Genomic DNA, 23,901 nt, shown 5'->3' on the forward strand with positions numbered 1-23,901 from the left:
GGCGGGGGTTAACCCCACCCGGGGTCCGGGTACCGGCACCATCGGCCCGGGGCGCCGCGGCGCCGAGCATGGGGACATGACCCTTCACGCCGCGTCAGTCCGCCCCGCCCCCGCCGCAGCCGCCGTCCTCGGCGCGGCGCTCCTGCTCGCCGGATGCACCTTCGGAGAGGCGGTCCGCACGTCGGTCGCCGCCGACGCCACGGTCACCGAGGCCGTCACGGCGGTCCGGCTGACGGGGGTCCGGTCCGGGTCGGTCGAGGTCACCACCGGGACGGGGCCGGGGGTCGCCGTGCGGCGCACCGTCCACTACCGCGGGGCCACCGCCCCGGAGGTCGGCCAGCGGGTGACTGGCGGCGTCCTGACCTTCACCTCCGGCTGCTCACGCGACTGCTCGGTCGACTACCGCCTGGAAGTGCCGGCCTCGGCCGCGGTCACGGTCGAGGGCGACAGCGGCCGCGTCACCGTGACGGGCGTGGCCGCCGCCGACGTGGAGTCCGACTCGGGCGACGTGCGGGCCGACGCGATCACCGGCCCGCTGAAGGTCCGTACGTCCTCGGGCGACATCACCGCCACCGGGCTGGCCGGGCCGAGCGCCGAGGTCCGCTCGGTCTCCGGTGACGCCCGCCTGGACTACACCCGGGCCCCGGGCTCGGTCAGCGCCGAGAGCACCTCGGGCAACGTCGCCCTCACGGTCCCCGCCGGTCCCTACCGGGTCGCCGTGTCCACCACCTCGGGCGACCGAGACGTCACCGTTCCCGACGACCCCTCGGCCACCGCCGGCCTCGCGGCGAAGACCACCTCGGGCGACGTCCGCATCCACACCCCTTGACCATCCGGTCCGGGGGTGTCACACCTCCCGGCCGGTCCCCGGCGGGACCACGGGCAGGAGCAGCGGGCGCTTCGCCGACCGGCCGTCTCCGCTGGAGCGGCCGCGCAGGCGGCGGACGGCCCAGGGGCCCAGGAACCCGGCCGCCCAGCGCAGTTCGGCCGCCACGGCCGCCGGCGCCCCGGGGAGCGGGCGGACCGGCAGCGGGTGCGTCCAGGCGTCGCTGCTGCCGGGTACGCCCAACGCGTGCGCGGCGGCTGCGGCGATCCGCTCGTGGCCCTGGGGACCGGCGTGCAGCCGGTCGGCCGTCCACAGCCGCGGGTCGGTGCTGACGGCGTGCCCGCCGGTCTCGACGACCGTCACCCCGTGCCGGGCCGCCGCGGCGCGGACGCGGGCGTTGAGGTCGGCCACGCGGGGCGCGAGGGGGCGGGCCATGGGGGCGATCCGGCCGATGTCGGGGAAGGCGAGGGTGGCCACGCGGGCCCCGGAGGCCGTGAGCGCGGCGAACACCGCCTCCAGCTCCCCGGCCACCTCCGCCGGGTCGAACCGGGGCCGGAGCAGGTCGTTGAACCCGGCGACGACGGTGGCCAGATCGGGCCGCAGGGCCAGGGCGGGCGCCAGCTGTTCGGCGCGGACCTGCCGGGCGAGGCGGCCGCGCACGGCGAGGTTCGCGTACCGGAGCCCGGGGTCGGCGGCGGCGAGGTGCTCCGCGAGCCGGTCGGCCCAGCCGCGCAGGCCGGCGGCGTCGTCGCCGTCGCCGACCCCCTCGGTCTGGCTGTCGCCGAGGGCCACGTAGCGCCCGTACCCGGGGTATTCAGTGCTCGGCACGGGGCACCTGCCTCTCCCGCAGGACCGCGGCGGTGCTCCGGCACCAGTCCCGGTGCTCCTCCTCGAAGGCCAGGCCGCGCCGGCAGGTGAGGTACGGGCCGATCGGCCGGCCGTGGCGCAGGAACTCCTCCTCGTCCGCGTTGCCGCGCAGGCGGACCAGCAGCTTGGAGAGCAGCTCGATCTTGGCCTCGGCGGCGGCCGCGCGCGCCTCCAGCTGCCCGATCACCGGCCCCGTGCCGAGGCGGTCGACGGCCTGGACCTTGACCAGCAGGTCGTCCCGGATGAACGAGGGCTTCGAGGGGGCCGCCGCGAACCGCTCCAGCTCGGCGATGCCCGTGTCGGTGACGCGGAACAGCCGCTTGTTGGGCCGGGACTCCTGGACCACCTGCCGGCCGACGACCATCCCCTCGGCCTCCAGCTTGGCCAGCTCGGCGTACAGCTGCTGGGGCTGGGCGTGCCAGAAGTTCGCGACGCCGAGGCCGAACTCCTTGGCCAGCTCGTACCCGCTGAAATCGCCACCCAGCAGAGCCGCCAGCACGGCGTGTCTCAAAGCCACCGCGGCGCCCCCTTCCGCTCTCTCGTCCGGACCTGCATCCTACTCATGAACAAGAGTAGTCATGTTTTTGAGTATCTGGAGGGTCCATGGAAACCGCCGCACGCTTCCGCGCAGCCGTCGAGACGCGCGACCTCGCCGCGCTGACGGAGCTGTTCACCGAGGACGTCCGCCTGTACAGCCCGGTGAAGTTCACCCCCTTCGAAGGCCGGCCCGCGGTGCTCGGCCTCCTCGGCGTGCTGCTGCGCACCCTCGAGGACTTCCGCTACGTCGGCCGCCTCGACGGCGCGGCCGAGACGAGCTGCGACGGCAAGGAGGCGCCGTCGCAGATCCTGATCTTCCGGGCCACGGTCGAGGGCAAGGAGATCCACGGCATGGACCTGTTCCAGTTCGACCGGGCGGGCCTGATCGAGGAGTTGACGGTGATGGTCCGGCCCATGTCGGCCGTCCAGACCCTCGGCGCGGCGGTCCTCCAGGGCCTCCAGGCCGACGGCCTGGCCCCCCGCCCCACGGCCTGACCACCCCGGTTCCCCCGGTCGGCCCGGCACCGGCCGTCACCTCGGGTGACACCCCGTTCGCCCCGGGCGAACGGGGTGGGGGGAACATTGCAAGGCTCACGTGCATTGAGTCGGCATAGCTCAACTTCACTGCCGGAGGGAAGATCATGGCTTCGACGTCCGAAACGCTCATCCTGCCCGTACTGCCGCTGGACGACGAGGTCGTGCTGCCAGGGATGGTCGTGCCGCTGGACCTGTCCGACGCCGAGGTGCGGGGAGCCGTGGAAGCGGCCCAGGCCGCGGCCGGCAGCGGGAAGCCCCGGGTGCTGCTCGTGCCGCGGGTCGACGGGACGTACGCCGCGACCGGGGTGCTCGGGACCGTCGAGCAGGTGGGACGGCTCTCCGACGGCGACCCGGGGGCACTCATCCGCGGCCGCGGGCGCGTCCGCATCGGGGCCGGCACCACCGGGCCCGGCGCCGCGCTCTGGGTCGAGGGCGAGAGCGCCGACGAGGACGTGCCCGAGCCGCTGCCCGGGGCCGTCGCCGAGCTCGTCAAGGAGTACAAGGCGCTCGCCACCAGCTGGCTCAGGAAGCGCGGGGCCTGGCAGGTCGTGGACCGGGTCCAGCAGATCGAGGGCGTCTCCGCCCTCGCCGACAACTCCGGCTACTCGCCCTTCCTGACGGTGGCCCAGAAGGTGGAGCTGCTGGAGACGGCCGACCCCGTCGCCCGCCTCCGCATCGCCGTCAAGGCGCTCAGCGGCCACCTCGCCGAGCAGGATGTCGCCGAATCCATCGCCAAGGACGTCCAGGACGGGGTCGACAAGCAGCAGCGCGAGTTCCTGCTCCGCCGCCAGCTGGAAGCCGTCCGCAGGGAACTGCGCGAGCTGAGCGGCGAGGAGGACGGGGCCGAGTCCGACGACTACCGCGCCCGCGTCGAGGCCGCGGACCTTCCCGGGAAGGTCCGCGAGGCCGCGCTCAAGGAGGTCGAGAAGCTGGAGCGGGCCAGCGACCAGAGCCCCGAGGGCTCCTGGATCCGCACCTGGCTGGACACCGTCCTCGAACTGCCCTGGAACGAGCGGACCGAGGACCGGTACGACATCCGGGGCGCCCGGGCCGTGCTCGACGCCGAGCACGCCGGGCTCGGCGACGTGAAGGACCGCATCACCGAGTACCTGGCCGTCCGCAAGCGGCGCGGCGAGCGCGGCATGGGTGTCATCGGCGGCCGGCGCGGCGGCGCCGTCCTCGCACTGGTCGGGCCGCCCGGCGTCGGCAAGACCTCCCTCGGGGAGTCGGTCGCGCACGCCATGGGCCGCAAGTTCGTCCGGGTGGCGCTCGGCGGCGTACGGGACGAGGCCGAGGTGCGCGGACACCGCCGCACCTACGTCGGCGCCCTGCCGGGCCGGATCGTACGGGCCATCAAGGAGGCCGGCTCGATGAACCCGGTGGTCCTCCTCGACGAGATCGACAAGGTCGGCTCCGACTTCCGCGGCGACCCCGCGGCCGCCCTGCTGGAGGTCCTGGACCCCGCCCAGAACCACACGTTCCGCGACCACTACCTGGAGGTCGAGCTCGACCTCAGCGACGTGGTCTTCCTCGCCACCGCCAACGTCCTGGAGTCCATCCCGGAGGCCCTGGCCGACCGGATGGAGCTCGTACGGCTCGACGGGTACACCGAGGACGAGAAGGTCGTCATCGCCCGCGACCACCTCCTGCCGCGCCAGCTGGAGCGGGCCGGGCTCGCCGCCGACGAGGTGGTCCTGGAGGAGGACGCGCTGCGCAGGCTCGCCGGGGAGTACACCCGCGAGGCGGGCGTGCGCACCCTGGAGCGGTCCCTCGCCCGGCTGCTGCGCAAGGTGGCCTCCCAGCACGAGCTGGGGGAGCGCGAGCTGCCGCTGCGCATCGGCGCCGGCGATCTGCGCGGGCTGATCGGGCGCCCGCACCACGTACCGGAGTCCGCCCAGGACCCGGCCGAGCGGCGCACCGCCGTCCCCGGCGTGGCCACCGGCCTGGCGGTCACCGGCGCCGGCGGGGACGTGCTGTTCGTCGAGGCCTCACTCGCCGACCCGGAGACGGGAGCCGCCGGGCTCACGCTCACCGGCCAGCTCGGCGACGTCATGAAGGAGTCGGCGCAGATCGCGCTCAGCTTCCTGCGCTCGCACGGTGCGGAACTGGAACTGCCGGTGGCCGACCTGAAGGACCGGGGCGTGCACATCCACTTCCCGGCGGGCGCCGTGCCCAAGGACGGGCCGAGCGCGGGCATCACCATGACGGCGGCGCTCGCCTCGCTGCTCTCCGGACGGCAGGTGCGCACGGACGTGGCGATGACCGGCGAGGTCTCGCTGACCGGCCGGGTGCTGCCGATCGGCGGGGTCAAGCAGAAGCTGCTGGCCGCGCACCGGGCCGGGCTGACGACGGTGATCATCCCGAAGCGGAACGAGGCAGACCTGGACGACGTCCCGGCGGAGGTGCTGGAGGGGCTGGAGGTGCACCCGGTGACCGACGTACGGCAGGTCCTGGAGATCGCCCTGGTCGGGGCGGGGGCGGCGGCGCCGGCGGCGCCCGTGACCGCGGCCGCCTGACCCGGGCCGCCTGACCCGGCTCGCCTGACCAGGGCCGCTTCGCCGGGGCGGCCCGGCCGCCGTCCGGACGGCCCGGAGTCCCGCTGCGGCGGGGCCCCGGGCCGCCGGTGTGTCCGCTGCGAAATACTGGGCGCCCACCCACCACCGAAGGAGCGGTACGTGCACGGGAGCGAAGACCAGGAGTTCCTTGCCCTGGAGCGGGAACTGTCCGTCTTCCTCCGGCGGGCCCGGGCCTCCTCCGGGGAGATGGCCCGCGAGCTCCACCCGGAGCTGGAACCCGCCGCGTACGGGCTCCTCACCCGCCTGGAGGCCGCCGGCCGCCAGCGGGCCACCGAGCTCGCCGCGTACTTCGGCGTCGGCAAGGCCACCATGAGCCGCCAGCTGCGGGCCCTGGAGGTGCTGGGCCTGGTGGCGCGCGAACCGGATCCGGCCGACGGGCGGGCCTTCCTGGTCGGCCTCACGGACGAGGGCCGCGAACGCTTCCTGCGGGTGCGGGACGCGCGCCGCGAGCAGTACATGCGCAAGCTCGCCGACTGGGACCGCGGCGAGGTCGCGGAACTGGCCCGCCTGCTGAACCAGTTGAACGCCGGAGCCGAATAGCGCCCCGGCGCCCGTTCCGGCTCACTCGCCGCCGGCCCGCCCGGGCGCGTCTCCAGCCCCGCCGGCGTGCGAGGCGCGGGGTCCCCGGGGCGGACCCGCGGCTACAGCTCCGCGTACGCCGCCGAGGCGTCGTCGTGGCGTTTGTGGCGGGCCTGCGGGCGGGCCGGGTCGGACTCCACGGCGCGGACCCGGGCGATCAGGCCCTCCGCGCCCTCCTTCCGCAGGACCGCCAGGCACTGCGCCCAGTCGCCCTCCCCGAACGTGTCCGTCCACCGGCTCGCCCCGTCCGTCAGCGCGGCCACCGCCCGGACCTCACCGCGCGGGGTGCGCCCCGTCACCGCGCGGGCCGCCACCGCCGGATCCGCGGCCGCGGTGAAGAAGCCGCCCTCCGTGTTCCGCAGCGCGTCCGTCGCGGCCACCGACCGCAGCAGCTCCCGCGGCACCCGGTCCAGCCGGTCGTCGAGCACCGCCGTCACCGCGCCGTCGGGCGCCTGGAGGAGCAGTACGGAGTCCGAGAGCACCAGGTGCTCCACGTACGCCGCGTCCCACCGGACGACGACCACCGTAGCCTGGGGCGTCCGTACGTGAGAAAGGTCACAGGCGTCGCCGTGGGCCCCGGCCGTGGCGCGGACGGCCTCCGCCAGGATCCGGTCCAGCGGCAGGTCCGGCCGCGACCCGGACAGTTCGGTCAACCGGCCGCCGAGCCGCGACGCGAACCACGGCACCCCGTGCACGCACCCGCCCCCGTCCCGCGGCGGGGTGACCCCGTCCAAGGCCACCAGGACGCCCCCGCCCGCGGCGGGGATCGCGGCCGACAGCCAGTCCTCATTGGGGCGTTCCGGGTCACCGGGGGCCGAGGCGAGGTCGATGCGCATACGGACATACTGCCTCTCGGCGACCCGGGGAGCGCAGACAGGTCCGTACCAATGTCGGGGCCCGTCCGGCGGTCCCGCCGGGTGCCGCCGCGGGCCCGGCCGGCCCGGGGGAGCGGCGGCGGCGGAGCTGTGGGCGGGCATACTGCCAAAGCCCCCGTCGATCTTTCAACCGCCTGCCCACGGAAGCGCTCTGACACCGGGTGCCCGAGTTGGTCGCCAACTCATCCGTGATGTTCACTCGTTCGAGTGGCCAGGTGGGCGATGGGCGGCTCTCTCCCCAACACACTGCGAAGGTCTGTGGCGGTACGAGGAGGCAGGGGGCGTTTACTTGTTGACCGGCCGTTACCTCGGCCACACGAGTAGACGAGCAAGAGCACACGTACAGGATTGCGAGCACCGGTGCAGAAGAAGCGGTCTCGGAAGAACGGCACCGCCATCGACGGCCCGGCACCCGCAGGACGCCGCGTCCGCGTGCGCCGCAGGCTGGTCGTAGGCGTAGCCGTCGCCGGCCTCACCGTCCTCGTGGCCGGCGCGCCAGCCGTCGTCTCCGCCACGAGAGAACTCAACGACTCCCAGAACCTGGTCGTCCTCGCGGAGCAGACCCGGCAGAGCCTCACCCTCGCGCACCTCCTCGGCGACGAGCGCGACGCGGTCGTCGAATACGCCGCCAAGGGCCGCCCCGGCTCCGCCAAGGCGCCCGTGGACGAACGCACCGCCCGCACCGACCGGCAGATCACCGAGGTCCAGGCCGACGCCGACGAGCAGACCGCCCGCGCCCTCGGCCGGATCCGGGCCGTCCGCACCGAGGCCGTCGACGGCAAGGGCAGCGCCCTCGCCGCGCACCAGGCGTACGCCGGCCTCATCGCCGAACTCCTCGCCCCCGGCGACCGGCTCACCGAGCTCACCCCGCCGCGAGCCGTCGGCGCCCTCGCCACCACGCGGCCCATGGCCCCCCTCGGCCAGGCCGTGGAGCAGGCCTCCGCCACCCGCGGACTGCTGCTGGCCGCACTGTCCGTCCCGAAGGGCGAGCAGTCCCCCAACTCCGCGGTCGTGGACGAGCTCACCACCGCCGCGCAGCGGGCCCGGGTACGGGAACAGGCCGCCCTGGAAGACTTCGCGCGAGCCGCCCGCCCCGACGTGCGCCAGACGCTCGCCGCCACCGTCACCGGCCCCGAGGTCAAGACGGCCGACGACTACCTCAAGCGCCTCACCGACCGGCCCACCCTGACGCCGGCCGACCGCAGGACCGACGGCGCCGCCGTCGGTTCCGCGCTCACCTCCCGCCTCGACCGCATGCGGTCCGTGGAGTCGACGCTCGCGGGCCAGCGGGCCACCGCGCTCGCCTCCCTGCGCGACGACGACGTCACCCGGCTGGAAACCGTGGTCGCCCTGCTGGGCGTGCTGTTCCTCTTCACCGTCGGCTTCTCCACCGCCATCGCGCGCTCGCTGACCCGGCCGCTGTCCGTCCTGCGCCGCGGCGCGGAACGGCTGGCGACGGCGGAGGGCTCGGTGGAGCCGGTCCGGTTCACCGGCCGCAACGACGAGTTCGCGGAGGTCGTCCGCCACCTCAACGCCGTACGGGACCAGACGGTCTCCCTGCACACGCGGATCGCCGGGCTCGACGCCGACCGCCGCCGCCTGATCGGCCGCAACGAGGCGCTGACCGGCGGCCGCGAGGTGCTGGAGGAGGAGCTGACGAAGCTCCGGGCGGGCCTGGAGGAACACCGCCGCGTCATGTCGACGACCTCGGTCTCCCTGTCGCTGCGGACCCTGGGCCTGGTGGAACGCCAGCTCGCGGTCATCGAGGAGCTGGAGTCCAAGGAGCAGGACCCGGACCGGCTGGCGACCCTGTTCAGGCTCGACCACCTGGCGACCGTGATGCGCCGCCACAACGAGAACCTGCTGGTCCTCGCGGGCCAGGAGTACGGACACGGCCAGGCGGCACCGGTGCCGCTGATCGACGTGATGCGGGCCGCCGTCAGCGAGATCGAGCGCTACGAGCGCGTCGACCTCGCGGCGCTGCCCTCCTTCACCCAGGTCGCCGGGCACGCCGCCGACGACATCTCGCACGTGGTCGCCGAACTGCTGGAGAACGCCACCACGTTCTCGCCGCCGGAAGCCAAGGTGAAGGTCTCCGGCTGGCTGCTGGAGTCCGGCGACGCGGTGCTCTCCGTCGTCGACGAGGGCATCGGGATCACCGCGGACCGGTTGGAGGCGCTGAACTCCCGGCTGTCCACCCCCGAGGCGTACGACGAGGAGCCGGAGGCGGAACACGGCCTCGGCCTCGGCCTGTACGTGGCCGGGCGGCTGGCCGCGCGGCACGGGGTCACCGCCGAACTGCGGGCCCCCCGGCACGGCGGCACCGAGGCGCTGGTGGTCGTACCGGCCGCGCTGCTGCCCGCCACCCCGCCCACCTCGACGGTCCACGCGCTGGGCACGCCGGGAGCGTCCGCGCTGCACCTGCCGGGTGTGATCGCGGAGGCGAACGAGAACACCCTGCCGACCCGCCGGCGCGGCGAGGCCCCGGCCGAGGAGGCCCAGGCGGCCGCCTCGGCGGAACCCGCGGAGCCCGGCACGCCCGGCTGGGCCGTCGACCACGCCGACCGCGTGGACCAGGCCGGGCACGTCGAGCACGCCGACCGCGCCGGGTACGTGGACCACGCGACGGAGTCCGCGGACGCCACCGCGGCCCCGTTCACCGACCCGGCCCCGGAGGCCGACGAGGCCGGCGCGGAGCCGGAGGACGGGCCGTTCCCGGCCGCCGCCCGGCCCGAGGCGACCGCGGCCGTACTGCCGCTGTCCGCGATGCCCGCCGCCGCGGAGGCGCCGGGTACCGCCCCGGCACAGGACGCCGACGGGACCTTCACCGTTCCGGCCCCGGCCCCGGCCCCGGCCCCGACCCCGGCCGCGTACGCCGCCGACGCCGCGTACGCCGAGCCCGCCGGGAAGCCGCCGGCCCGGGCGGTCCCGGACGCCGACGGCCCGGCGGAGCAGCTGCCCCCGGCCGACCAGGTGTTCACCGTTCCGGCCGGCCCCGAGCCCGCCGAGCAGCTCCTCGCCCGGCTCGTCCCCGACACGGAACCCACCGCGCCGGAACCCACCGCGCCGGAGCCCGTACCGGAGTCCGCGCCCGCCCCGGAGCCCGTGTCCGACCCCGTACCGGAGCGGGTGGCGGAGCCCGCCCCCGCGCCGGAGGCGGACCCGCACACCCACGCCGCCGCCGAGGGCAACTGGCTGCCCCGCCAGGGCAGCCACCCCGCCGACCCCGCCGAGACCGTCACCGACAAGGGCCTGCCGAAGCGGACCCCGCGCGCGGTGGCCGGCGCCCGGACCGAGGAGGCGCGGCCCGAGCCGCCGCGCCGGGTCGACGCCGACGAGCTGCGCCGCCGGCTCGGCGGGTTCTACCAGGGCACCCAGGACGGACGCCGCGTCGTCGCGGCCGAACTCGCGGGCGACCAGGACCACACGCAGGACCAGGACCACACGCAGGACCGGGGGCAGGGTCAGACCGACCAGGGGGACACCGCACAGGAGGCACGCACATGACCGCGCCCAGTACGTACGGACTGAGCACCCAGGCCCGCAACCTGCAGTGGCTGCTGACCGACCTGGTCGAGGAGGTGCCCGGCGTCAACTCCGTCGCCGTCGTCTCCTCGGACGGGCTCCTGCTGCTCTCCTCCGAACCAGGAACGGAGTCCCCGCAGGGCAGGCCCAAGGGCCCGCGCGGGGCCTCGGCCGACCTGGCCACCATCGTCTCCGGCCTGGGCAGCCTCACCACCGGCGCCGCCGCCCTCATGGACGGCGGCTCCGTCAAACAGACCATGGTGGCGATGGAGCACGGCTCCGTCTTCGTCATGGCCATCAGTGACGGCTCCCTGCTGGGCGTGCACGCCACGCCCGACTGTGACATGAGCGTCGTCGCCTACCACATGGCCCTGTTCGTCGGCCGCGCCGGCCACGTCCTGACCCCCGAAGTCCGCAGCGAGCTGCGCCAGTCGATGGAGAAGTCCCCGTGAGGAGCCCGGCCCCCGACCTGTTGCAGATACCCGGCCTGCCCGTACGCGGCGCCGATCGCCGCCCCGCCCGCGTCCGCCCGTACTCCCTCACGGGCGGCCGCACGCGGTTCACGCACGTCCTGCTCGTCGAGACCTTCGTCGCGGCCCTGGACACCAAGGCGTCGGAGCCGCAGAAGCCCGACCGGATGCCCGAGATGCCCGCCATAGTCGAGGTGTGCCGCCGCATGCGCACGATCGCCGAGATCGCGGCGCTGCTCAAGCTGCCCCTCGGCGTGGTCCGCGTCCTCGTCAGCGACCTCGCCGACCAGGGAAGGCTCCGCGTCTACGGCAGCGGCCACGGCACCGGCCGGCCCGAACGCGCGCTGCTGGAAAGGGTGCTCAGTGGGCTCCGCCGTCTCTGACCGTCCGGCGCCGGCCGACGAGTCCGTACAGGCCTGGCAGTACGACCGCTCCCGCGCCCCCGTCGCCGTCAAGGTGCTCGTCGCCGGCGGCTTCGGCGTCGGCAAGACCACGTTCGTCTCCTCCGTCTCCGAGATCGCCCCGCTGCGCACCGAGGCGGTGATGACCGAGGCCAGCGTCCCGACGGACGACCTCTCCGCGACCCCGGAGAAGAACACCACCACCGTCGCGATGGACTTCGGCCGCGTCACCCTGGACGACGACCTCGTGCTGTACGTGTACGGGACCCCGGGCCAGGAGCGGTTCTGGTTCATGTGGGACGACCTGGTGCGCGGCGCCGTCGGGGGGATCGTGCTGGCCGACACCCGCCGGCTGCGCGACTGCTTCCCCGCGCTCGACTACTTCGAGAGCTGCGGCCTGCCGTACGCCGTCGCCGTCAACCACTTCGAGGGCACCCGCCCGTACGAGCCGGACGACGTGCGCGAGGCGCTCACCGTCCCGCCCCACGTCCCCGTGGTGATCATGGACGCGCGACGTCGCACGACGGTCGTCGAGGCCCTGCTGACGCTGGTGTCGCACGCGCTCGACAGCACTCCCGCATAGCACCGACCAGACGCGAATCGAGAACGACATGCGCAAGATACTCGTCGTCGGAGCCGGTCAGTCCGGTCTCCAGCTCGCCCTCGGACTCCAGTCGAAGGGCTACGACGTCACCCTCATGTCCAACCGGACGGCGGACGAGATCCGCACCGGGCGGGTCATGTCCACGCAATGCATGTTCGACACGGCGCTCCAGCACGAGCGGGACCTCCGGATCAACTTCTGGGAGCAGCAGGCCCCCCGGATCGAGGGCGTGGGCGTCTCCGTCGGCGCCCCCGACGCCAGCCGGCCCGTCGACTGGCTCGGCCGCCTGAAGGGGTACGCGCAGTCCGTCGACCAGCGCCTGAAGATGGCGGGCTGGCTCGACGCCTTCGTCCAGCGCGGCGGACAGCTGGTCATCCACGGCGCCTCCGTCGCCGACCTGGACTACTTCTCCCGTACGTACGACCTGGTGCTGGTCGCGGCCGGCAAGGGCGAGCTGGTCTCCATGTTCGGCCGGAACGCCGCCCGTTCCCCGTACGACGCCCCGCAGCGCGCGCTCGCGGTCAGCTACGTGCACGGGCTCGGGCCGCGCCCGGAGCACCCGGAGACGGAGGCGGTCCGCTGCAACCTGGTCCCGGGCGTCGGCGAGCTGTTCGTCATGCCGGCCCTCACCCTGTCGGGCCGCGCGGACATCCTGTTCTGGGAGGGCGTGCCGGGCGGCCCGGTGGACGCGTTCAACGGCGTCAAGGACCCGGAGGCGCACCTGGCGCTCACGCTGGAGCTGATGCGGACGTTCACGCCGTGGGAGCACGCCCGGGCGACGGACGTGGAGCTCACGGACGCGGGCGCCACCCTCGCCGGCCGCTACGCACCGGTGGTCCGCAACCCGATCGGCCGGCTGCCGGGCGGGGGCCTGGTGCTGGGCGTCGCCGACGTGGTCGTGGCCAACGACCCGATCACCGGCCAGGGCTCCAACTCCGCCTCGAAGTGCGCGGCCTCGTACCTGTCGTCGATCCTGATGCACGGGGACAAGCCGTTCGACGAGGCGTGGATGAAGGCCACCTTCGACAAGTTCTGGTTCACCACCGGCAAGCCGGTCACCCAGTGGACGAACGCGATGCTGGGCGTCCCGCCGGAGCACGTGCTGAACCTGATCGGTGCGGCCGGGCAGCTCCAGCCGGTGGCGGACCGCTTCGCCAACGGCTTCGACAACCCCGCCGACTTCGACGGGTACTTCTACGACCCCGAGGACACGGCGGACTACCTGGCCGACGTCTCGGCGGCGGTGGCCGGTCCGGCAGCGGGCTCCCACGCCGCGGCCGCGGGCCCGGCCCCGGCCTCCGACGGCTCGGGCGACCCGGCCCCCTCGGGCGCCTCCTCGGCCGAGTAGCCGGTGTCGTCGCCCCCCGCCGCGTCCGCCCCGGGCAGCGGCGGCGGGACGAACCGGTCGAGCGGCGCTCCGTCCGGGTCCGGCCGCACCGCGCCCAGCAGCGGGTTCGCCGCGATCGGCGACACCTTGACCCGCGCTCCGGGGCGCGGGGCCTGGATGACCTTGCCGTCGCCGACGTACAGCCCCACGTGCGTGGCCTTGGGGAAGTACACGACGAGGTCCCCGGGCCGCAGCTGCTCCAGCGGCACCCTGGGCAGCCGGGCCCACTGCTCCTGGCTGGTACGGGGGATCGCGCGGCCGGCGTGCGCCCAGGCCTGCGAGGTCAGCCCGGAGCAGTCGAAGGACGCGGGCCCCTCGGCTCCCCACACGTACGGCTTCCCGATCTGGGCCGCCGCATAGGTGAGCGCCGCGCCGCCGGCGGCGGTGGGCGTACCGGTACGGGCCGGGAGGCGACCGGAGTCCACCAGCGCGCGCTGTGCGCCGGCGGTGTTAGCGGCCTCGCGCGCGCCGAGCTGCGCGAGCTGCTCGGCGGTGAGCGAGGCGAGCAGCCGCTCGACCTCCTTGAGCTGCACCGCGACCTCCTCCTTCTGGCGCTTCTGCCGCGCGGCCAGCGCCCGCTGGTCGTCCAGGGCCTTGCGGGCCCGGGCGGCCAGCGAGCCGGCCCGCTGCTCGCCGCGGGCGAGCCGGTCCAGCACGCCCGCGCGGCGGTTGCCCTCCCGGGCGGCGAGCCGGTGCTGGTCGAGGGCGGCGCGCGGGTCCCGGGCGAGCAGCATGCGGGCGTACGGGGCGAAGCCGCGGGCGGCCTGGTACTGCTCGCGGGCCAGCCGCCCGGCGAGCGCCTTCTCCGCTTCGAGCGCGCCGCGGGCCCTGCCGAGCTCACCGCTGAGCCGGTGCTCCTCGTCGAGCCGCGCGCCGAGCGCGCTCTCGGTGGCGTTGTACGCCTCCGTGGCCTCCTCGGCCCTCTGGTAGAGACCCTGGAGCCGGGTGAGCAGGACGCCGACGGGCTCGGCGGAGGGGAGGGGCTCGGCGGTGGCGGCGGGGGTCGGGCAGGCTGCGAGGAGCAGCGCGGCGATACAGGCGGCGCGGAGCGGCCGATGTGACATGGGATCACCTCCGGGGCGCCCGATGCTGCCACGCCCGGTATGACAAATCCCCCAACGGAGTCGGCGGGGCCGGCCGGGATCACCCGGGTGGCGGGGGCGGGGTGGGGCGCTCGCGCCGCCCCGGCCTTCGCCCGCACGGCCGCGGGACCCGTCGCCCCGCAGGGGGCGGGGGCGATCGGTGTCACGGTCCCGCGGGGCTCCGCCGCTGATTCCGACCGCTTGTGACGACTCTTCGGCGCCCTATGACATAAACGGACATACCATCCGTCCGCTTGCTACGTTTCCCCCATGACCGCTCTGACGGCGAAGGTGGCGGAGCCCGCGCCGCCGCCTCCCGACGCCCGCGCCCCCCGGCGCCGCGGCGTCGAGCTGACGCTCCTCGCCGGGGCCGTCCTGATCGCCGCCCTCGGTCATCTCCACGTCGGCCTCGCGACCACCGGCCACGTCCCCCGCTCCGCCGCCCGCTACGCGGGCGGGCTGGCCGCCGCCGCGCTGCTCGCCCACCTGGCCGTCCGCCGCTGGGCGCCGTACGCCGACCCCGTCGTGCTCCCGATCGCCTTCCTGCTCAACGGCCTCGGCCTCGTCCTCATCCAGCGCCTCGACGTGACCACCCCCGCCCACCCCACCGCCGACGACCAACTCCTCTGGTCCGCGCTCGGGGTGGCGCTGTTCGTCCTCGTCGTCGTCCGGCTCCGCGACCACCGCGTGCTCCAGCGCTACGCGTACCTCTCGGTGACGGCCGCCCTCACGCTGATGCTCGTCCCCGTCTTCTTCCCGGCGGTCAACGGCGCGCACATCTGGATCCGGTTCGCCGGACTCTCCTTCCAGCCGGGCGAGTTCGCCAAGATCCTGCTCGCCGTCTTCTTCGCGGCCTACCTCGCCGCGAACCGCACCGCGCTCGCCCTCACCGGCCGCACGCTGTTCTGGAAGCTCCGCCTCCTGCCCGGCCGGGTGCTCGGTCCGATCCTCGCGATCTGGCTGCTCAGTGTCGGCGTACTGGTCCTGGAGCGGGACCTCGGCACCTCGCTGCTCTTCTTCGGACTCTTCGTGATCATGCTGTTCACCGCCACCGGCCGGATCGGCTGGATCGCGATCGGCCTGGTCCTGGCCGGGGTCGGCGCCTACGCCGTCGGCACCTTCGAGCCGCACGTGAACAGCCGCGTGGACGACTGGCTGAATCCTTTCGCCTCCATCGAGCGCGGCGAGGGCCCCGGCCAGCTCGCCCAGTCCCTCTTCTCCTTCGGCGCCGGCGGACTCCTCGGCGCCGGGCTCGGCCACGGGCAGTCCTTCCTCATCGGCTTCGCCGCCAAGTCGGACTTCATCCTGGCCACCGCCGGTGAGGAGCTCGGCCTCGTCGGCCTCACCGCGATCCTCCTGCTCTACGGGCTCCTCGTCGCCCGAGGCTTCCGCGCCGGGCTCGCGCTGCGCGACCCCTTCGGCCGGCTGCTCGCCACCGGGCTCGCCTCGATCGTCGCCCTCCAGGTGTTCGTCATCGCCGGCGGCGTCACCGGGCTGATCCCGCTCACCGGCATGGCCATGCCCTTCCTGGCCCAGGGCGGCTCCTCCGTCGTCACCAACTGGATCATCGTCGCCCTGCTGGTCCGGCTGAGCGACAGCGCCCGCAGGCCCGAACCACAGGAGGCCACCGCGTGATCCGCTACATCCGCTGGTGCGCGTACTTCTGCGCCCTGCTGCTGGTGGCCCTGCTCGTCAACATCGCCCGGGTCCAGGTCTGGGAGTCCGCCGCCTACGGCGCGAACCCGGCCAACAAGCGCCCCGTCATCGAGCGGTACGCCGAACCGCGCGGCGACATCCTGGTCGACGGAAGGCCGGTCACCGGCTCCCGCGACAGCGGCCAGCTGCTGCGCTTCGAGCGGACGTACCTCAACGGCCCGCTCTACGCGCCCGTCACCGGCTACTCCTCCCAGACGTACGGGACCAGCTTCGTCGAGCGCGCCGAGGACGCGGTCCTGTCGGGCACCGACCCGGGGCTCTCGGTCTTCCCCCTCTGGTACGACCTCACCCGCGGCCGCCCGGGCGGCGGGAACGCCGCCACCACCATCCGCGCCGGGATGCAGGAGGCCGCGTACGCGGGTCTCGCCGGCAAGCGCGGCGCGGTCGCGGCGGTGGAGCCGGCCACCGGGAGGATCCTGGCGCTGGTCAGCAGTCCCTCGTACGACCCGGCCGTGCTCTCGGGGACGGGCAGCCGGGTCAAGGCGGCCTGGGAGCGGCTGAACGCGGACCCGGCCAAGCCGATGCTGAACCGGGCGCTGCGCGAGACGTACCCGCCGGGCTCCACCTTCAAGATCGTGACGGCGGCGGCCGCCCTGGACTCGGGCGCGGTCACCGACGTGGACGCGCCGACCGAGACCCCCGACCCCTACCCGCTGCCCGGGACCAGCACCCTGCTGCCCAACGCGGGCACGGGCTGCCAGGACGCCTCCATGGCGGACGCGGTGCAGTGGTCCTGCAACACGGTGATGGCGAAGATCGGGGTGCGCGTGGGGCTGCGGGGGATGGTGGAGGCGGCGCGGCGGTTCGGGTTCAACGACGAGGGGCTGCGGGTGCCGTCGTGGGTGTCCCGGTCGAACTTCGACACCGACATGAGCCAGGACCAGCTGGCCCTGTCCTCGATCGGGCAGTTCAACACCAAGGCGACGCCGCTGCAGATGGCGATGGTGGCGGCGGCGGTCGCCAACGGCGGCGACCTCAAGGCCCCCTACCTGGTGGACCGCACCACCCAGGACGACGGCTCCCAGGTCCGGCGCGGGGACCAGCGCACCCTGGGCCGGGCCATGACCCCGGCCACCGCACTGCGGATGCAGGAGCTGATGGTGAAGGTCGTGGAGAGCGGTACGGGCCGCAACGCGGCCATCCCCGGGGCGGTGGTCGGCGGCAAGACCGGCACCGCGCAGCACGGCGTCGGCAACGCGGGGACCCCGTACGCCTGGTTCATCTCCTGGGCGAAGGCGGAGGGCGGCGCCGCCCTGCCGGCGGTCGCGGTCGCGGTCGTCGTCGAGGACGCGTCGGCGGTGCGCGGCGACATCAGCGGCAACGGGGCGGCCGCGCCGATCGCCCGTTCGGTGATGCAGGCGGCCCTGTCGGCACCGCCCGCGTCCGCTCCGCGAATCGGGGGCCGCACCGCGCCTTGACGGCGCGGCGGCGCGACCGGGTGTCAGGTTTCGGGTGCCGGGTGCCGGGGTCAGGTTTCGGGCGTCGGGGTCGGGTGTCAGGTTTCGGCGCCCGAGGCGATCGCGGCCCCGACCTCCGCCACGCGCTCGGCCTCCTCCGCCGCGAACCGCTCGCGGTCCAGCGCCTCCGCGATCTCCTCGTCCTGGCTCATCAGCAGGTCCAGGTTGGAGTTGCCCATCTCGAAGACGCCCATGTCCAGGTACGCCTTCTGCAGCCGCTCGCCCCACAGCCCGATGTCCTTGACGCACGGCACGATCCGGCTGAACAGCAGCTTCCGGAACAGGTGCAGGAACTCCGACTGCTCACTGAACTCCTCCGCCTCCTTCCTCGGGATCCCGAAGTTCTCCAGCACCTCGACCCCGCGCAGCCGGTCCCGCATCAGGTAGCAGCCCTCGATCACGAACTCCTCGCGCTCGCGCCGCTCGGTGTCCGTCAACTGCCGGTAGTAGTCCCGCAGAGCCATCCGCCCGAAGGCCACGTGCCGGGCCTCGTCCTGCATCACGTACGCCAGGATCTGCTTCGGCAGCGGCTTGTCGGTCGTGTCGCGGATCATGCCGAAGGCCGCCAGGGCCAGCCCCTCGATCAGCACCTGCATCCCGAGGTACGGCATGTCCCACCGGGAATCGCGCAGGGTGTCGCCGAGCAGCCCCTGGAGGCTGTCGTTGATCGGGTACAGCATCCCGACCTTCTCGTGCAGGAACCGCCCGAAGACCTCCGCGTGCCGGGCCTCGTCCATGGTCTGCGTGGCGGAGTAGAACTTCGCGTCCAGGTCCGGCACCGATTCCACGATCCGCGCCGCGCACACCATCGCGCCCTGCTCGCCGTGCAGGAACTGGCTGAAGTTCCACGACGCGTAGTGCCGGCGCAGCTCGCCCTTGTCCTTCTCCGTGAGCTTGGCCCAGTGCCGGGTCCCGTACAGGGTCAGGACGTCGTCCGGGGTGCCCAGCGGGTCGTACGGGTCGACCTCGATGCCCCAGTCGATGCGCTTGGCACCGTCCCACTGCTTGTCCTTGCCCTTCTGGTAGAGCGCGAGGAGCCGCTCGCGGCCGCTGTCGTACTCCCAGCTGAAACGGGCCGAGCCGGAGGCGGGGACTTGCCAGACTCCCGCGCCCGGGTCGCTGGTGTAGAGCTCGTGCGTCGACACTGGCACCACCTCGTGTCACGTACTTCCGTACAGGACTGGACAGTTGGCAGCGTCACACGTTGGTAGACGCGGGGTCAACAAGTCGTGCGCGGGGGATTGACGGCCTTGCTGACAAGCAGTCTTATAAGCAGTGACCGCCGGCAACCCAACGAACGAGGTGTCCGAAGCCATGACGACGGTGACCGATCGAGCCGCCCTGAGGGACGCTCTCGGCCTGCTCAAGGACCGCGAGCAGATCGCCGAGCGGCTCCTCGAATCCTCGGCCAAGCACTCCTTCGACCCCGACAAGGAACTGGACTGGGACGCCCCGCCCATCGAGGGCAAGTACTACTGGCCCCCGGAACTCCTCTCCCTCTACGACACCCCGCTCTGGAAGAAGATGGGGGAGGAGCAGCGCATCGAGCTCTCCCGCCACGAGGCGGCGGCGCTCGGCTCGCTGGGCATCTGGTTCGAGATCATCCTCATGCAGCTCCTGGTCCGGCACATCTACGACAAGTCGCTGACCAGCAACCACGTCCGCTACGCCCTCACCGAGATAGCCGACGAGTGCCGCCACTCGATGATGTTCGCCCGCATGATCCACAAGGGCGGAGCCCCCGAGTACCCGGTCTCCCGCACGAACCACAACCTCGCGCGCATCCTCAAGACGGTCTCCACCACCCCCGGTTCCTTCGCCTGCACCCTCCTCGGCGAGGAGATCCTCGACTGGATGCAGCGCCTGACCTTCCCGGACGAGCGCATCCAGCCGCTGGTCCGCGGCGTGACCCGGATCCACGTCATCGAGGAGGCCCGGCACGTCCGCTACGCCCGCGAGGAGCTGCGCCGTCAGATGCTCACCGCCCCGCGCTGGGAGCAGGAACTCACCCGGATCAGCTGTGGCGAGGCCGCCCGCGTCTTCTCGCTGGCCTTCGTGAACCCGACCGTCTACGACAACATCGGCCTGGACCGCCGCGAGGCCGTCGCCCAGGTCAAGGCCAGCGGCCACCGGCGCGAGGTCATGCAGAGCGGCGCCAAGCGGCTCACCGACTTCCTCGACGACATCGGCATCCTGCGCGGCGTCGGCCGGAAGCTGTGGAAGAGCTCCGGACTCCTGGCCTGAGGCCACCACCGCCGGGCTACCCTGCGGTCATGACCGTACGCGCCTACCGCAGACTGGGCGTCGAGGAGCGGCGAGCCCAACTCCTCGACGCCGCCCTCTCGCTGTTCGCGCACCGGGCGCCGGAGGACGTCTCGCTGGACGACGTCGCGGAAGCCGCCGGGGTGTCCCGCCCGCTCGTGTACCGCTACTTCCCGGGCGGCAAGCAGCAGCTCTACGAAGCCGCCCTGCGCTCCGCGGCGGACGTCCTCGAACTGTGCTTCGCCGAGCCCCAGGAAGGGCCCCTGACCCAGCGCCTCTCCCGTGCCCTGGACCGCTACCTGGCCTTCGTCGACGAGCACCACGCCGGCTTCTCCGCGCTCCTGCAAGGCGGCAGCGTCGTCGAGACCTCCCGTACGACGGCCACGGTGGACGGCATCCGCCGGGCCGCCGCCGGGCAGATCCTCTACCACCTGGGCACCCCGGCTCCGGGTCCGCGGCTGCGGATGATGGTCCGTACGTGGATCACCGCGGTCGAGGCCGCCTCGCTGATCTGGATCGACGAGGGCAAGCAGCCGGACGTCGACTCGCTCCGGGACTGGCTGCTCGACCAGTTCATCGCCCTGCTGACCGCCACGGCCGCCACCGACCCCGAAACGGCGGCCGCGGCCCGCGCCGCCCTCGCCCTGGAGTCGGCGGACGGCCCGGTCGGGGTCCTGGCCCGCCGCGTGATCCCCGTGGTCTCCGAGGCCGCCCACCTGCTGTGACACTGGTGGCGTGAGAAGCCAACCGACCCCCTTCGAAGGCGGCCCGATGGACGGCAGGGTGCTGCCGGTCATCCTCGGCCTGACCGGTCACCCCCCGAAGTGGTACGAGATCCCGGTCCCCGCGCCCGACGCCCCGCCCACGGTGCTGCTCTACGAGCGGGTCCCGTCGGGGTACTCGAAGCGGCTCGGGCTCCAGAAGGGGTGGAAGTACGAGTTCCGCCCGGGCGGGGAGAAGCCGAAGCTGAAGCCGCGCTGGCCGTGGACGAAGACCCCGCGCCCGTAACGGCCGAAGGCGGAGCGACGGGGGCTTGAGCGGCGGGGCCAAGTGGCGGGGCCGGGAACCCGCCCGGCCAGGGTCCGACCGGGCCTCCGCCCCGCCAGGGTCCGCCCGGGCCTCCGTCCCGTCAGGGCCGGCTTACGGGGGTGTCGTCGGGAGGGTCAGGATCGCCGCCGCGCCGCCGCCCTCCGCCGGGCGGAACGCCAGCCGTGCCCCGATCGCCTCCGCCTGGCCCACCGCGATCGTCAGGCCCAGGCCGTGCCCCTTGCCCCCGCTGCGGAACCGCTGAGGGCCGTGCGCCGCCAGGTAGTCCGGGAAGCCGTCCCCGTGGTCCCGTACCGTCACCACCGGCCCGTCCACCGTCACCACCACCGGGGCCCGCCCGTGCTTGTGGGCGTTCGCCACCAGGTTCCCCAGGACCCGCTCCAGCCGCCGCCGGTCCGTCTCCACGTGCGCGTCCCGGACCACGACCACCTCCGTGTCCGTCCCGGACGCCCGCACCACCCGCCGCACCAGCCGCTCCAGCTGGTGCAGGTCCGTGTCCACCTCCTCGCCGCCCGAGTCCAGCCGGGAGATCTCCAGCAGGTCCTCGGTCAGCTGCCGCATCGTGTGCACCCGCTCCCGCACCAGCTCCGTCGGCCGCCCCTCCGGCAGCAGCTCCGACGCCGCCTGCAAACCGGTCAGCGGCGTGCGCAGCTCGTGCGCCACGTCCGCCGTGAACCGCTGCTCGCTCTCCAGCTTCGCCTGCAGGCTCCCCGCCATCGTGTCCAGGGCCCCGGCGACCGTCGCCACCTCGTCCTGGCGCCGCGCGGGGTCCTTCGTACGGGGGTCGCCCACCCGCGCGTCGAGGTCGCCCTGCGTGATCCGCCGCGCCACCGTCGCCGTCTGGTGCAGCCGCCGCGTCACCCGCGTCACCGCGAAGGCACCCACCAGCAGCGTTCCGCCGATCGCCAGCACCGAGGACCCGATGATCGCGTTGTCGAGCCCGCTGATCGTCCGCGCGCTCTGCGCGTAGTCGACGGCGGTGGCCAGCACCCGCCCGTCCGCCGGCGCGGCCGCCCACATCGTCGGACGGCCCCGGTAGTCGCCCACGACCGTCCCGCGGTGGCCGCCGAGGGCCAGCTCCCGCAGCTCCGGCGGGAGCGCCTCCGGATCGAGCCCGGACTCGGGCGGCAGGGGCTCGCCCGCCTCGTAGGCGTGGGAGACGTCGTGCAGTTTGGCGAGTGCCTTCTCCCGCGCCGTGGACACCGTCTGCCGGGTCACCTCCACGTGCACGAGCGCACCCAGGACGGCCGCCAGCGAGCAGCACATCACGACGATGAAGCACGCGGACTTCCAGGTCAGCGTGGCCGTCCACGCGGGCAGCCGCAGGCTCACGGCGCGCTGGACCCGGCCGCCGTGCCCGCTGTCGCGGGCGGTGTGGCCGGTGTGGCCGTCGTTGGCGTCGCGGGCGTCGTCCGCGGAGCCGAGGGCACCCGTACGATCTGATCGCGCGTGGGCAGCATGGTGCGCTGCTTCTCGTCGTAGGACCAGGCGGTGATCAGCTCGTACCCGTTGTTCCCGCTGGGCACCCGCAGGACCACGTCCCGCCCGGCCAGCTCCACGCCGATGACCGTGTCCGTGGTCGCCATGATCCGGTTGAGCCGGCCGTCGGGGTCCGCCGTGTACACGCGTACGGACATCATCCGGTCCGGCAGCTCGATGCCGACGATCAGCTCGTCCCGGCCGTTGCCGGTCAGGTCCCGGTAGTACGGCTCCAGGACCGGGCACTTCGTCCCCTCGCCTCCACCTCCCCCTCCACCGCCACCGCACGCCGCGATCGCCGCCGCCGTCTCCGCGGGCATCCCGTCGGCGCCGACATCGGCGTTCGCGTGGGCGCGCACCTCCGCCTGGACGATGGCCACCGGATCCACCTCGCGCACGTTCTGGTTCCGGACGGGCGTGATCCCCTGTACGTACTCGGGCGGCGCGCCACCGGGGTCGGCGGGAGGTACGGCCGCCCCCTGCCGCCCGGGCCACAGGTCGACGGGGCCGCTCGCCGTGGGCGTGGAACCCGCCGCGGCCAGCCCGCCGCCGTCGCCGCAGCCCGCCAGTACGGGCAGCAGGCAGCCCACCAGCAGCACGGCACCCGCGGCCCTGCGCCGGAACACCCCGGAAGGCCGGGCGGGTGCGGCGGGCACGGCGAAGGTGGCGGGAGTGGGGAACGGCGGGTACGGGGGGTACGGGTGCGGCGGGTACGGGTACGGCTTCACGGGGCCCTGCATCCTCCTGTCCACGGCGTGGGCGATGGGGCACCAGAGGGATGCGGCACCCGCAGCGTCAACCTTATGCGGAGGTACGTCCTTTTTGCCCACCGCCCCCGTCCGGGTGGACGGAGGTGCCCGTGACCTGCGCGTCAGCCCTCGGTACGCCCGCGCCGCAGCATGGCGAAGCCCAGCCCGGCCGCGCCGACGGCCGCGATCCCGCCGCCCGCCGCGAGCAGCAGGACACCCTCGCCGGGCTCGTCGGCCAGCGTGTTCAGGCGCAGCGCGTCGACCGGCCCGGTGGCCACGACGCGGTTGCCGCCGGCCTCTCCCGCACGCGGCGAAGATCCCGGGCCGGACGCGGAACCCGACGCGGAGCCGGAGCCGGACCCCGACGCCGGGAGCGAGGCCGGGACGACCTGTCCGCTCCGGGTCCCGGTCTTGTGTCCGTCGCCCGCGACGGCGTGCCCGGCGCCCCGTGCCGGAGCGTCGCCCACCCAGGAGGTCAGCCGCCCGTCCGCGTCCAGCGAAGCGCGCAGCTCCCCGGCGCCGCCGGTGCCGGCGACTCCGTCGCGGCTGGTCAGGGTGGCGGCCTTGTGGCCGTCCGCGGTCAGGATGTCGGCCTCGTACGCGCCCTTGCCGACGCGGTAGACCTTCGCCGTGGACATGCCGTCCGCCAGCGAGAGGCTCTTGAGCAGCGTCCGCTGGGGGCCCGCCGAATGCGCCGCCGCGGCCGCCGGCACACCCTCGGCCAGCGCCGCGGCCGCGGGGAGGGCCAGCAGGCCTCCGGCGCAGACGGTCACGGCGGCGGCGCGAACGAGAGTGCGGCGGCTGACGGTGCTCACGGGAAGTCCTTCGGTGCGGGCCGGGGCCTGGCGGGTCCAGGTGGGACCAACGTAGGCGGCGGCCGTTGCGGCAGGGCCCCGTTCGTGTAACAGCGGCGTCGCAGGGTTCC

21 protein-coding genes and 1 pseudogene are annotated in these 23,901 nt (G+C 74.1%); 14 read left to right on the top strand and 8 right to left on the bottom strand.

All coding sequences use genetic code 11. The features are described 5' to 3' along the window. Nucleotides 1-76 precede the first annotated feature (76 nt). Entirely contained in the window at nucleotides 77-829 is a 753-nt protein-coding gene (locus tag ACFWTC_RS15475; protein ID WP_383917475.1) for a DUF4097 domain-containing protein, read from the top strand. 18 nt (nucleotides 830-847) lie between these two features. Here the strand turns inward: ACFWTC_RS15475 and ACFWTC_RS15480 are convergent, their stop codons facing one another. Continuing rightward, on the bottom strand, nucleotides 848-1,654 hold the full coding sequence (locus ACFWTC_RS15480; protein WP_384026853.1) for an SGNH/GDSL hydrolase family protein: 807 nt from the start codon (nucleotides 1,652-1,654) through the stop codon (nucleotides 848-850). Further along, entirely contained in the window at nucleotides 1,641-2,210 is a 570-nt protein-coding gene (locus ACFWTC_RS15485; protein ID WP_384026850.1) for a PadR family transcriptional regulator, read from the bottom strand. Before ACFWTC_RS15485 ends, ACFWTC_RS15480 begins: the two co-directional genes overlap by 14 nt. A gap of 86 nt (nucleotides 2,211-2,296) precedes the next feature. Between ACFWTC_RS15485 and ACFWTC_RS15490 the strand changes: the two genes are divergently transcribed. From ACFWTC_RS15490 to ACFWTC_RS15500, 3 genes are all read left to right on the top strand, one after another. Then, the gene (locus ACFWTC_RS15490) at nucleotides 2,297-2,725 is read left to right on the top strand and encodes a nuclear transport factor 2 family protein (protein ID WP_384026847.1); all 429 of its coding nucleotides are present in this window, start codon (nucleotides 2,297-2,299) and stop codon (nucleotides 2,723-2,725) included. Between the two features lie 146 nt (nucleotides 2,726-2,871). Next, nucleotides 2,872-5,283 carry an endopeptidase La gene (gene lon / locus ACFWTC_RS15495; protein WP_383917466.1) on the top strand — a complete coding sequence of 804 codons (2,412 nt, stop codon included), beginning with the start codon at nucleotides 2,872-2,874 and terminating at the stop codon, nucleotides 5,281-5,283. Nucleotides 5,284-5,442: 159 nt separating this feature from the next. Next, nucleotides 5,443-5,883, top strand: a complete 441-nt coding sequence (locus tag ACFWTC_RS15500) for a MarR family winged helix-turn-helix transcriptional regulator (RefSeq protein ID WP_267717866.1) — start codon at nucleotides 5,443-5,445, stop codon at nucleotides 5,881-5,883. Nucleotides 5,884-5,984: 101 nt separating this feature from the next. Here the strand turns inward: ACFWTC_RS15500 and ACFWTC_RS15505 are convergent, their stop codons facing one another. Beyond that, nucleotides 5,985-6,758 (bottom strand): hypothetical protein, encoded by a 774-nt coding sequence (locus ACFWTC_RS15505; RefSeq protein ID WP_384026844.1) that lies wholly within the window; start codon nucleotides 6,756-6,758, stop codon nucleotides 5,985-5,987. 399 nt (nucleotides 6,759-7,157) lie between these two features. On the opposite strand from ACFWTC_RS15505, the gene ACFWTC_RS15510 reads away from it, so the two are divergent. Genes ACFWTC_RS15510 through ACFWTC_RS15530 form a run of 5 tightly spaced genes read left to right on the top strand, consistent with a single transcriptional unit; the run spans nucleotide 7,158 to nucleotide 13,145 of the window. After that, entirely contained in the window at nucleotides 7,158-10,304 is a 3,147-nt protein-coding gene (locus tag ACFWTC_RS15510; protein WP_384026841.1) for a nitrate- and nitrite sensing domain-containing protein, read from the top strand. Beyond that, nucleotides 10,301-10,774, top strand: a complete 474-nt coding sequence (locus ACFWTC_RS15515) for a roadblock/LC7 domain-containing protein (protein WP_383917458.1) — start codon at nucleotides 10,301-10,303, stop codon at nucleotides 10,772-10,774. The genes ACFWTC_RS15510 and ACFWTC_RS15515 overlap by 4 nt, the downstream gene beginning before the upstream one ends. After that, nucleotides 10,771-11,175: a DUF742 domain-containing protein gene (locus ACFWTC_RS15520; RefSeq protein WP_383917456.1), complete on the top strand. Its 405-nt coding sequence runs from the start codon at nucleotides 10,771-10,773 to the stop codon at nucleotides 11,173-11,175. Before ACFWTC_RS15515 ends, ACFWTC_RS15520 begins: the two co-directional genes overlap by 4 nt. Beyond that, nucleotides 11,156-11,776, top strand: coding sequence for an ATP/GTP-binding protein (locus ACFWTC_RS15525; RefSeq protein WP_383917453.1), 621 nt, complete (start codon nucleotides 11,156-11,158; stop codon nucleotides 11,774-11,776). The genes ACFWTC_RS15520 and ACFWTC_RS15525 overlap by 20 nt, the downstream gene beginning before the upstream one ends. Before the next feature lie 28 nt (nucleotides 11,777-11,804). After that, a complete protein-coding gene (locus ACFWTC_RS15530; protein ID WP_384026838.1) occupies nucleotides 11,805-13,145 on the top strand; it encodes a styrene monooxygenase/indole monooxygenase family protein in 1,341 nt (446 codons plus the stop codon). Here ACFWTC_RS15530 and ACFWTC_RS15535 read toward each other — a convergent pair. Continuing rightward, nucleotides 13,121-14,248: pseudogene (locus ACFWTC_RS15535) on the bottom strand (NlpC/P60 family protein); the annotation flags it as partial. The gene ACFWTC_RS15530 and the pseudogene ACFWTC_RS15535 overlap by 25 nt on opposite strands. A 288-nt stretch (nucleotides 14,249-14,536) precedes the next feature. On the opposite strand from ACFWTC_RS15535, the gene ACFWTC_RS15540 reads away from it, so the two are divergent. Both ACFWTC_RS15540 and ACFWTC_RS15545 read left to right on the top strand, forming a co-directional pair. Then, a complete protein-coding gene (locus ACFWTC_RS15540) occupies nucleotides 14,537-15,901 on the top strand; it encodes an FtsW/RodA/SpoVE family cell cycle protein (protein WP_384026835.1) in 1,365 nt (454 codons plus the stop codon). Then, a complete protein-coding gene (locus ACFWTC_RS15545; RefSeq protein WP_384026832.1) occupies nucleotides 15,898-17,400 on the top strand; it encodes a penicillin-binding transpeptidase domain-containing protein in 1,503 nt (500 codons plus the stop codon). The genes ACFWTC_RS15540 and ACFWTC_RS15545 overlap by 4 nt, the downstream gene beginning before the upstream one ends. A gap of 77 nt (nucleotides 17,401-17,477) precedes the next feature. Here the strand turns inward: ACFWTC_RS15545 and ACFWTC_RS15550 are convergent, their stop codons facing one another. Further along, a complete protein-coding gene (locus ACFWTC_RS15550) occupies nucleotides 17,478-18,584 on the bottom strand; it encodes a ferritin-like domain-containing protein (RefSeq protein WP_384026825.1) in 1,107 nt (368 codons plus the stop codon). A 169-nt stretch (nucleotides 18,585-18,753) separates the two neighbouring features. On the opposite strand from ACFWTC_RS15550, the gene ACFWTC_RS15555 reads away from it, so the two are divergent. The 3 genes from ACFWTC_RS15555 to ACFWTC_RS15565 are packed head-to-tail and all read left to right on the top strand — an operon-like array spanning nucleotide 18,754 to nucleotide 20,709. Further along, a complete protein-coding gene (locus tag ACFWTC_RS15555) occupies nucleotides 18,754-19,683 on the top strand; it encodes a diiron oxygenase (protein ID WP_383917438.1) in 930 nt (309 codons plus the stop codon). Nucleotides 19,684-19,712: 29 nt separating this feature from the next. After that, on the top strand, nucleotides 19,713-20,426 hold the full coding sequence (locus tag ACFWTC_RS15560; protein WP_383917435.1) for a TetR/AcrR family transcriptional regulator: 714 nt from the start codon (nucleotides 19,713-19,715) through the stop codon (nucleotides 20,424-20,426). 10 nt (nucleotides 20,427-20,436) lie between these two features. Further along, entirely contained in the window at nucleotides 20,437-20,709 is a 273-nt protein-coding gene (locus ACFWTC_RS15565) for a hypothetical protein (RefSeq protein ID WP_383917433.1), read from the top strand. Nucleotides 20,710-20,841: 132 nt separating this feature from the next. On the opposite strand, the gene ACFWTC_RS15570 is transcribed toward ACFWTC_RS15565, so the two are convergent. From ACFWTC_RS15570 to ACFWTC_RS15580, 3 genes are all read right to left on the bottom strand, one after another. Further along, entirely contained in the window at nucleotides 20,842-22,080 is a 1,239-nt protein-coding gene (locus ACFWTC_RS15570; RefSeq protein ID WP_384026822.1) for an ATP-binding protein, read from the bottom strand. After that, nucleotides 22,077-22,955 (bottom strand): hypothetical protein, encoded by an 879-nt coding sequence (locus tag ACFWTC_RS15575; RefSeq protein WP_383917427.1) that lies wholly within the window; start codon nucleotides 22,953-22,955, stop codon nucleotides 22,077-22,079. The genes ACFWTC_RS15570 and ACFWTC_RS15575 overlap by 4 nt, the downstream gene beginning before the upstream one ends. Before the next feature lie 143 nt (nucleotides 22,956-23,098). Beyond that, nucleotides 23,099-23,791, bottom strand: coding sequence for a hypothetical protein (locus ACFWTC_RS15580; protein WP_383917424.1), 693 nt, complete (start codon nucleotides 23,789-23,791; stop codon nucleotides 23,099-23,101). Between the last annotated feature and the right edge of the window lie 110 nt (nucleotides 23,792-23,901).

This window comes from Streptomyces sp. NPDC058619 (assembly GCF_042717785.1).
Classification (GTDB): Bacteria; Actinomycetota; Actinomycetes; order Streptomycetales; family Streptomycetaceae; genus Streptomyces.